The 10,151-nt window shown below is 52.4% G+C and carries 7 protein-coding genes; 5 read left to right on the forward strand and 2 right to left on the reverse strand.

Annotated features, from left to right (window positions below; genetic code table 11):
- Positions 1–149 precede the first annotated feature (149 nt).
- Complete coding sequence (locus tag HOM51_12085) at positions 150–2,222, reverse strand: hypothetical protein (GenBank protein MBT5035246.1); 2,073 nt, start codon at positions 2,220–2,222, stop codon at positions 150–152.
- Positions 2,223–2,626: 404 nt separating this feature from the next.
- Between HOM51_12085 and HOM51_12090 the strand changes: the two genes are divergently transcribed.
- Complete coding sequence (locus HOM51_12090) at positions 2,627–4,348, forward strand: chloride channel protein (GenBank protein MBT5035247.1); 1,722 nt, start codon at positions 2,627–2,629, stop codon at positions 4,346–4,348.
- A 4-nt stretch (positions 4,349–4,352) separates the two neighbouring features.
- Here HOM51_12090 and HOM51_12095 read toward each other — a convergent pair whose 3' ends face one another.
- Complete coding sequence (locus tag HOM51_12095) at positions 4,353–5,402, reverse strand: serine protease (GenBank protein MBT5035248.1); 1,050 nt, start codon at positions 5,400–5,402, stop codon at positions 4,353–4,355.
- Between the two features lie 106 nt (positions 5,403–5,508).
- On the opposite strand from HOM51_12095, the gene HOM51_12100 reads away from it, so the two are divergent.
- The 4 genes from HOM51_12100 to groEL all read left to right on the forward strand — a co-directional run.
- A complete protein-coding gene (locus HOM51_12100) occupies positions 5,509–7,770 on the forward strand; it encodes a UvrD-helicase domain-containing protein (protein MBT5035249.1) in 2,262 nt (753 codons plus the stop codon).
- Positions 7,770–8,651: a 50S ribosomal protein L11 methyltransferase gene (locus tag HOM51_12105; protein ID MBT5035250.1), complete on the forward strand. Its 882-nt coding sequence runs from the start codon at positions 7,770–7,772 to the stop codon at positions 8,649–8,651. Before HOM51_12100 ends, HOM51_12105 begins: the two co-directional genes overlap by 1 nt.
- A gap of 142 nt (positions 8,652–8,793) precedes the next feature.
- The gene (groES, locus tag HOM51_12110; protein ID MBT5035251.1) at positions 8,794–9,081 is read left to right on the forward strand and encodes a co-chaperone GroES; all 288 of its coding nucleotides are present in this window, start codon (positions 8,794–8,796) and stop codon (positions 9,079–9,081) included.
- 59 nt (positions 9,082–9,140) lie between these two features.
- The coding region (gene groEL, locus HOM51_12115) for a chaperonin GroEL (protein MBT5035252.1) at positions 9,141–10,151 on the forward strand (1,011 nt) is incomplete at its 3' end.

Consider the following 10,151-nt stretch of genomic DNA (forward strand, 5'->3'; position numbering starts at 1 on the left):
AACGCAGACAATGGAGAAAATTCTTTACGTTTTTCATAGGCCTCGCCAAAGACATCAAGGAATTGCGGGACTGACCGTGGCTTCAAGCGATAACTTCTTACTTCGTAGATCATGTTTCATTCTCCGAATTATGCGTTGTTTTATATATACTATTCGGCAGAAACGGGTTCTGCCAACAGTTCTAAGGGAATGGCGGTGCCGTCTTGTACTAAGATTGCACCGAAGCGGTCCGTGTGTGACGAATAAACGACGTGGTGCCCGACGATGTCGTTGACGTCCATCCAGACGGTTTCGGTTTCTGAGAATGAGGTGTGTCCAACAATCAAAGGCGCTTCTTTTGGTAGCTCCAGACTTTGCCTAAATCTATTTACGCTTCCTTTGGTGTAGCCTGCAGGACGGTTTGGCCCTCGCAGCCTGTTCCATATGATTTCATGCTGAAGACCCGGGTAGTGGCGAATGTTGATTAAGATATCTTCCGTCACTCGGCCCCGGGTTGGTGCGCCGTGGCAGGCGGCACAGTCTTTGCCGCGTATGACGTAGGGAAGGTTTTCAAAAATTTCACCGACAGCGTTAGCATACTTTTTGCTTCTTTGTTCCTGTAAATATTTTCGAAACAACACCCCTTGCGCGACACCCGATTTTCCAACCTCCGGCGAGAAACTTTCATGGTTCCCCCGGCAGCAGAAAACACTTTCTGGAAACCGCGCCTTGAGCATAAGAAACAAGTCGATCATGGCCATCGATGGTGCCATGTCTTCAAGCTTTCCATGCTCATCGGAATGAACCAAGTCGCCCAGCAAGACAAGGCAAGTCTTGCCTTGCTGAATGGCCTTTAGCAGTGCGCCCTCGGTCAGGAGTTTTATAAGATTATCACACTGGCCGTGCAGGTCGCCGACGAAGACCGCGCTGGCTTGACCGGGCAGATGGACAATTCCACCCGGCAAGCCATCTCCATCGCGTGTTCGATGAGGCTCATCTGCCAAAATTTTGCTAACCTTTTGGACCAGCTTGTTTGCCTCCCGCTTAGCAAGGGGAATGCTTGGATGTCCTAAATCTTCCCAGAGAAGATTTAAATTTTTGCGCCGCGTGCCCCGCAACGACGATACGGTTGCGGCACGATCTAGCGCAGTAATCAAGGTGGACGCTTCGGAATCTAACGCGTGAAGATAAAGTTCACCATTTTTGTTCAAGATGGAAATATGCCGCCGCGCGACGGAGTTGGGATAGTTGAACAATGTTTGCTGTGAGGGTTCATCCCGGCCCAAAATCTCCGACTGGCCTGGAACGATGCGAATAAATCCGCTCATGCGGTCGAAATAAGATTTTGGGTCGAGAATGATCCAATCCCGGAGATTAGGCTTTCGTTCATCTGACATTGGTAAGTCGCGGCGAACTTCAAGAACGTATTCACCTAACTGTAGGCTAAACGAACCCGCATCCCAGGGAATGTGGACGGGTTCTGACAGGCGATGTCCTTCAGGCGTCGGTGTAAAAAGATCGGCTGTTTTCGCCCCCAAAAAAGATCCCATGAAAAAGGGTAGATTTGTGCGAGCATGTTCCTGAAATTTGCCCTTACGTTTTGCTTGAGCAGCCACCGGCAAATTATCCGGCACTTTGACGATCTGCAACGGCGGGCCGTTACGATCCGTTCTGATGTAAACCCTGAGCCCCGATTTCCAAAAATAGGCGGCAAGGGTACGATAAACGCTCATTTGAAGCGACACGATCTTTGAAGATATATCTTCATCGTAGGGGAAAATGCCGCTTCGGGCGCGCTTTTCACGGTCATGGAATACCAGGTCGGAATCAGGCAGCAAAAATTCGTAAACATATTTTTGGCGCCAATCGGCTCCGGTCCACCAAGCCCCGTCCGGCGGCAGTAAAATGCGTCGGAAATCTATTTCTAGGTTGCTTGCATCATTCAGCCATTCATCATCAATGATCGATAACGATTCTGACACGCCGACGAAGGGCAGACCGAACTGGAGTTCACGTGGGCGGAAAGAAAGAACCCGGGTGCGCCACCAATTGTTTTCAGCAAGATCGATATACCCTTCGTAGGGCCAGCCCCCAATGCTTTGTATCAGGGTGCTTTTCCCAACACCTGGCGGGCCGACGACGAGAAATTGCCCGTACTTGGGCTTTCCGGGGAAATCCGTTCCCCGGATATCTTGCACTTCCTCGAAGGGGGCAAGCTCAATATCGTTCTCGCCGATTAACATTCACCATGGTCCTTGGAAAAACTAGTGATATAAATCTAACATATGGTATCCATACGATCAGGTTTCCTGTTTTCTCGGCAGGAAGGCCTGTGCAGGCGATGCTATCGCATCGTCAAACATGCCTGACACCCCGAGAAAGCAGGAAACGTGACCCTGTGGGCGGCTTTCCGAAACCACCGGACGTCGTTGCGCGGCCCTTGTGATGCTATAAGCATCACGGCGAACCACGCGCCTCGCCAGGGGTCTCGGAAAACCGTCGTATGGGCACCATATGTTAGATTCATACCACTAGGTCTTAGGGCGTAAACTTTTATTCAACAAATTCAAATTATATTAGAACCCGTTGGACCATGAAAAGAAACCGATTCAGAGCAAGCCGTATTTTGCTGCGGCTTCGGCGTATCGTGCGGAACGATCAATTGATCCTTTCGGTATTGGCGCTTGTCGTCGGTGTCGTTGGTGGTGGTGCCGTCATCGTATTCCGCGAAGGCATTGATTTGATCCAAGGCTTGGCGTTTGGCTCCGACAGCAAAGAATTATTTTTTCACGCACGAAATTTGCCGTGGTGGCATTTGTTGCTGATCCCAACATTGGGCGGTTTTTTGGTTGGGTTGTTGGTACATCTCCTGATGCCGGGCGGGCGACCGCATGGGGTTTCGGATGTGATAGAGGCGAGCGCACTTCGCGCCGGTCGGATGTCCGCGCGGACCGGAATGAGTGCTGCGTTAATAAGTGCAGTCTCCATCGGTGCGGGTGCGTCTGTAGGACGCGAAGGACCGGCCATTCATTTGGTCGCCTCAATCGGGTCGTCCATTTCACGAAAATTGCATCTCACGCGGTCGCTGACACGAACGTTGCTCGGGTGTGGTGTCGCAGCGGCGGTGGCTGGGTCGTTCAACGCACCAATTGCGGGCGCGCTTTTTGCCGGCGAAGTGGTGATCGGACACTATGCGTTAAAATCATTTGCGCCGGTGGTCATGGCGAGTGTGGCCGGAACCGCAGTTTCCAGGTCTTACTTTGGCGACTTCCCGGCATTTTTAATTTCCGAACACAATATTGCGTCCTTTTGGGAATTGCTCTCGTTTTCAGGCCTAGGCGTCGTTGCTGGAATTGTAGCAATTATCTTCCTGCGGGCGATCATTGTCGCCGATAATGCCAGCCAAAGAATTCCCGCGCCGGTTTATATCCGAACAACCGTAGGGGGTCTCATTGTTGGTTTAATCGCCATCGCATTTCCCCATGTCCTAGGCGTTGGCTACGGGGTCAATGATGCAGCGCTCGCCGTATCGTTTTCGCTTGGTCTTTTGATTGCCGTGGCAATTATGAAAATTATTGCGACGGCAGTGAGCATAGGATTTGGTTTTGGTGGGGGCGTTTTCAGTCCGTCGCTGGTGATAGGTGCCACCATCGGTGGGGCCTATGGTGTACTGGTAGGGCAAATGTTGCCAGGGTTTACGTCAGACCCGGCGGCTTATTCCCTGGTTGGTATGGGCGCGATTACCGCTGCGGTGTTGGGTGCTCCCTTATCGACCACACTCATAATTTTTGAAATGACAGGTGATTACGCACTGACGTTGGCGGTTATGGTGGCCGTGGTAATCTCATCGGTAATTGCACAACAGTTCCATGGCCGCACAGTGTTTTCTTGGCAATTGGAGAACCGAGGTCTGAACCTGAGTGAAGGCTTGGAGACAGCGCTTTTACAAGCGCTGACAGTTGCCGGTGTAATGTCTCAGGAAAGTGAGCGGGCGATGCCGAGTACAGGGCTGCAGAACCTGAGAGGCTTGTTGCAAAATTCAACCCATGGCCGGGTCTTTGTGGTGCAAGAAACCGGTGAACTGGTCGGGACCGTCACTTTGGCCGGCATGAGTGAGGTTGCCTTCGATCACGGGGTGGATGATCTGATTTGTGCAGGTGACGTCGCTGATTTGCATCCACCGGTTTTGGCCCGGAGCGAAGATCTCGAAGCGACACTCAAAATGATGCGCGACACCGGTGAAGAACACATCGCCGTTGTTGAGGACCTGGAATCGATGAAATTCCTGGGCTGTGTGCACGAACGTGACGTAATGTCAGCCTACAACACAGTGCTTCTGGAAAGCCGCCGCGAGGAACGCGGGGATTAATATCCTAATAACTGTGTTTCAGCTTTAGCCAGTTATATCGATCATCGGATTTGATGGTGACTCGCTCGATTTTCATTTCGGCAGTGCCTGACTTTACGACATTGAGGGAAATGTTTACCCCCGCGTCACCTTTCGCCCAGACCAGGCGAAAAAATTTTTCCATGGTTTTTACACGCTTTCCATCGACACCCATGATGATATCCCCGTCGCGCAGTCCGGCCTTGTCCGCAGGGCCGCCTTTGGTAATACGCATGATTCTAAGTCGACCGTCAATTTCGACGGTATGGGCACCGAGCCAAGGATGCGAGGGCTTCCGGGATCGCCCATTTTCCAGCAAATCAGCTAGGATCGGGCGCAGCAGGTCAATCGGGACGAACATATTGCCAGGAACAGGCGGTGGACCTTCAAAGGCATCGCTGACAACCAACGACCCGACACCCAGCAATCGGCCTCCCACGCCAATAAGCGCGGCACCGCCGTATTTGGGAAAAGGCGGGATCGTATAGATTGCACTATCGAGGAGGTATTCCCAGTAACCCGCAAAAGGACGACGCGAGACCACCTGTGCTGCCATCACCGGCAGTTCCCCTTCGTGACTGACGATTAAGACGCGTTTTCCGGCGAATAAGTCAGCAGACTTGCCCATGCGAATCGGCTTGAGATTAAGTGGCTTAATCGCGCGGACCAGCCCAAATCCGGTATTGTGGTCGTAGCCGACAATCTTGGCTGGAATTTTTTTGCCATCAGGTTTTACGATATTGACCGAATCGGCTTCTAAAATTACATAACCGATGGTCAATACCAGACCCTCGTTGTCGATGATTATGCCGTTGCCGTTTCGCTCTGTTCCTAAGGCTCGTGCAGTACGGGTATTTGCCGGCACAGTTGTCTCAATGCCCACAACCGCGCGCAGAATTTCCCCTGTATCAATGGGACTGGGCGTATTTTCCGGCTGTTTCTTTTGCGCAAAGGCGGAACCGGAAAGCAGTAAGACAATCGCGAGCACACTTGAAAATACATGAAATGCTCTAATTCTTGGGGACAGGAGCCTCATCCCGCATACTCCTTAAAATCAAAACCAATACGATTATAGGGCGTAACTTCTCTGTAATTGAAGAAAAAGGTTGAATCGCAACAATAAAGTCCAAATAACTCAATCCATGTCCGATCCATTTGACCTCACTGAACCGTCTCTGCCACCTGCTGCAACTCCTGCGGTGATGCACTTGGAGAATCTAAACGAAACCCAGTTGGAAGCGGTTGAGGCAATCGACGGACCGGTCTTGGTGCTGGCGGGCGCGGGTACTGGAAAGACCCGGGTGCTGACCACGCGCTTGGCGCATATCCTGTTACAAGGCAAGGCGAGCCCTTGGGAGATTCTTGCGGTGACCTTCACCAACCGCGCCGCCCGGGAAATGCAGCATCGCGTATCGTCCCTGACACATCGCCCGGTTGATGGTTGGTGGGTCGGAACCTTTCATTCGGTAGCAGCGCGCATTCTCAGGTCCCACGCTGAAGGGGTTGGGCTCAGACCAAATTTCACGATCTTAGATACCGACGATCAGCTGCGTCTGATTAAACAGCATCTGGAAGCCAGGCACATCGATCCAAAAAAATGGCCGGCGCGGCGAATCTTGGGTGTGATTGAACGCTGGAAGGACCGGGGCCTGACGCCGGATCGGGTTTCTGCCGCCGAGGGCTCAGACGTTGTCGAAGGCCAGGTGCTGGAAATTTATGGCGAGTATCAGGCCAGACTCCGCACCTTAAACGCGGCCGACTTCGGCGATCTGCTGCTGCACTGCCTGACGTTGTTCCAGACCGACCCTGAAATTTTGAAGTCTTATCAAAGCAAGTTTCGCTACGTCATGGTGGATGAATACCAAGACACCAATGTTGCACAATACCTTTGGATGCGTCTCTTAGGTGGCGGGTATAAAAACGTCTGCTGTGTCGGTGATGATGATCAGTCGATTTATTCATGGCGAGGGGCTGAGGTCGGTAATATCTTGCGCTTCGAAGATGATTTTCCCGGTGCAAAGATCGTTCGCTTGGAACGGAATTACCGCTCGACCCCGCATATCCTAGCAGCGGCATCTGGCTTGATTTCCTACAACGAAGGGAGGCTCGGCAAGACTCTCTGGACTGATCTCAATGACGGTGAATTGGTGCGGGTTCGTGGCGTTTGGGATGGCGAGGAAGAGGCCCGCGTTACAGGTGAAGACATCGAAGCCTATCAGACCAAAGGGCAGTCCTTAAACGAAATGGCGGTCTTGGTTCGGGCTGGGTTCCAAACCCGTGAATTTGAAGAACGCTTGATCACCTTAGGCGTTCCGTACCGAGTCGTTGGTGGCCCGCGGTTTTATGAACGCCGCGAAATCAGAGACGCGGTTGCCTACCTGCGGGTTATTTCCCAGCCTGCAGATGATCTCGCGTTCGAGCGCATTGTGAATGTTCCGAAGCGGGGGCTGGGCCAAGCCACCCTGCAAACAATTCATCAACTAGGCCGTGCGGAACAGGTGCCTTTGGTCGAAGCTGTTCGAAGCTTGGTCGAGACCGATGAACTTAAGCCGAAGCAGAAATCTACTCTTACGGGCCTGGTCCAGGACTTTGACCGGTGGCGTGATCTTAGTTCCAGTATGCCGCCGTCAGAATTGGCAGGATTGGTCCTGGATGAGTCTGATTACACCGGGATGTGGAAGCGGGATAAATCGATTGAGGCCCCGGGGCGCTTGGATAACCTCAAGGAACTGATCGTCGCGCTGGAAGATTTCGAAACCCTGACCGAATTTTTGGAACACGTCAGCCTGGTTATGGAAAACGACGAATCCAATGCCGAGGAAAAAGTCACTCTGATGACATTGCACAGCGCCAAGGGGTTGGAGTTCGAAACAGTCTTCTTGCCGGGCTGGGAAGAGGGCCTGTTTCCTCATCAGCGATCTCTGGAGGACACCGGCGGCGGCGGATTGGAAGAAGAACGCCGCCTCGCCTATGTGGGCCTAACCCGGGCCCGGCAACGTGCGATTGTATCTTATGCAGCCAATCGCCGGGTCTATGGAAAATGGCAAAGCGCGATCCCGTCTCGTTTCGTCGGCGAATTGCCGGATGATCATATTGAATCAGTTAACTCCATGGACACATTTGGCAGTGGCCCCTGGGGTGAGACGAGGGGGGGTGGGGCTGGACGGCTTCGCGAAACCAAGCGATTTGGGAATTCGCGGTCTGGCGCACCGTTGATCGAAGACACCAATTGGAAGACGCAAACACTGGCTGGAACGGCCTCGACCTTCACCATTGGCCAACGCATATTTCACCAAAAGTTTGGTTACGGGATCGTGCGCGCCACCGATGGCAACAAGTTGGAAATCTCATTTGAAAAAGCCGGGACTAAGAAAGTCATCGATAGTTTTGTCGAGTCTGCCTGATGGCGCCCCCTGCATGTTGGCGCATTGATGTCATTGTCCCGACGTCGCAGGCAGAGGCATTTGAAGAAGTTTTAGAACCCCATTGCGCCGTTATCTCATCTTTTTTAATTCCACCCGACGATGCTCTGTCCCGGCTGCAAGGGATATCAGAGGCTGCCCTTGATGAGGCCGCGATTGCATCAGGGTTGGCGGCGGTGGCCTCCGGTCTCAATGTAGAATTTTCTGACTTCCAAATTACGGCGATGGAGGCTCAGGATTGGGTTGCGGAAAACCTAGCTGGTTTTCCCTCGCTCCAAGTCGGCCGCTACTTTATGTATGGCTCGCACATTCAAGAAAGTGTTCCGGGGGGCGCTGTCGGGATCAAGTTGGATGCGGGACCCGCCTTTGGCACCGGCGAGCACGCGACGACGGAGGGATGTCTTGCCGCCTTTGATCAACTTGCGAAAGAAGGAAAAAAGTTCAGGCGTATTCTCGACATGGGCTGCGGATCAGGAATTCTTTCGTTAGCGGCGGCAAAGACTTGGCAGACGGGGATTATTGCCTGCGACATTGATCCTGGTGCGGTTCGCGTGGCGTGTGAGAACGCCCGACAAAATAGCGTTGGAGGTTTTATCTATGCCCAGGCTGGCGACGGATACAGAACGCCTCTGGTTCAAACTCAAGGGCCTTATGACCTGATCGTTTCGAATATCCTCGCCAATCCCTTATGCCAAATGGCGCGCGACCTTCGGCGTTATTTGGACGTTGGAGGCATGGCGGTTCTGTCGGGGTTTTTGGTGCATGATGCCCGCCGGGTTGCACAACATCATGTGGCAGCAGGGCTAAAACTGAGGCGGAAGATCGTCGTCGATGGGTGGACGACACTGATTATGTACCGATAAAAACGCCCTAGATTTTATATTTACCCCTTGCATCTTCTCAAATATAGGCTAAATCAGCCACGAGTAAGGCAAGCACTCTCCCCTGGGGAGTGCTAATTTACTGGGAAATACCCTATATAACAGATACTTACGGAGACATCACATGAAGTTAACACCCCTGCATGACCGCGTTCTTGTGAAACGCGTCGATCAGGAAGAAAAAACCGCCGGTGGGATCATCATTCCTGACACGGCACAGGAAAAGCCTATGGAAGGCGAAATCGTTTCTGCTGGTTCCGGCGCACGCCGTGACGATGGAACGGTTGTTCCTTTGGACGTTAAAGCCGGCGACCGGATTTTGTTCGGCAAATGGGCCGGTACCGAAGTCAAGATCGACGGCGATGATCTGTTGATCATGAAAGAATCCGATTTGCTTGGCGTGATTGGTTAACCCCTGGGGCTAACTGCCGAACTCTAAGCAAACTGACACTATTGAAAGGTTAAATTACAATGGCTGCTAAAGACGTTAAATTCAGCACAGATGCCCGCGATCGTATGCTCGCCGGTGTCGATATCTTGGCCGATGCGGTTAAGGTGACTTTGGGCCCCAAAGGCCGCAACGTGGTTCTCGACAAATCTTTTGGTGCTCCACGGATCACCAAAGACGGCGTGACTGTTGCGAAAGACATCGAACTGACCGATAAGTTCGAGAACATGGGTGCACAGATGGTTAAGGAAGTCGCTTCCAAAACCAATGACGAAGCTGGTGACGGCACCACGACGGCGACCGTTCTGGCCCAGTCCATCGTCCGCGAAGGCACCAAAGCTGTTGCTGCTGGCATGAACCCGATGGATCTCAAACGCGGTATCGACTTGGCTGTTGATTCTGTCGTTGGAAACATCAAGAAAATTTCCAAGAAAGTTAAAACCAGCGAAGAAGTTGCCCAAGTCGGCACCATTTCTTCAAATGGCGACGTCTCCATCGGCGGCATGATCGCCAGTGCCATGGAAAAAGTCGGCAACGAAGGCGTCATCACGGTTGAAGAAGCCAAGAGCCTGGACTCAGAACTTGATGTCGTCGAAGGCATGCAGTTCGATCGGGGTTACACGTCACCTTATTTCGTGACCAACGCAGAAAAAATGACCTGCGAACTGGAAAATCCTTACATCCTGATCCACGAAGCTAAGCTTTCCACGCTTCAGCCCTTGCTGCCCGTTCTTGAAACAGTCATGCAATCCAGCCGTCCGTTGATGATCATCGCCGAAGACATTGAAGGCGAAGCATTGGCAACGTTGGTTGTTAATAAACTTCGGGGCGGTTTGAAAATTGCTGCGGTTAAGGCTCCTGGCTTCGGCGACCGCCGGAAAGCCATGCTGGCTGACATCGCGATCCTCACGGATGGCCAAGTCATCAGCGAAGACCTTGGCATCAAATTGGAAAACGTTGACCTGACCATGCTTGGAACGGCCAAAAAAGTTTCCATCACCAAGGACGACACCACAATCGTTGAAGGGGCGGCT

The sequence above is a fragment of the Rhodospirillaceae bacterium genome, assembly GCA_018660465.1.
Taxonomy (GTDB): domain Bacteria; phylum Pseudomonadota; class Alphaproteobacteria; order Rhodospirillales; family JABJKH01; genus JABJKH01.

Excerpts from the sequence above, each read along its gene's own strand:
- HOM51_12085 (MBT5035246.1), bottom strand. The coding sequence starts at position 2,222 with ATGTTAATCGGCGAGAACGATATTGAGCTTGCCCCCTTCGAGGAAGTG.
- HOM51_12095 (MBT5035248.1), bottom strand. The coding sequence starts at position 5,402 with ATGAGGCTCCTGTCCCCAAGAATTAGAGCATTTCATGTATTTTCAAGT.
- HOM51_12100 (MBT5035249.1), top strand. The coding sequence starts at position 5,509 with ATGTCCGATCCATTTGACCTCACTGAACCGTCTCTGCCACCTGCTGCA.
- HOM51_12105 (MBT5035250.1), top strand. The coding sequence starts at position 7,770 with ATGGCGCCCCCTGCATGTTGGCGCATTGATGTCATTGTCCCGACGTCG.
- groES (MBT5035251.1), top strand. The coding sequence starts at position 8,794 with ATGAAGTTAACACCCCTGCATGACCGCGTTCTTGTGAAACGCGTCGAT.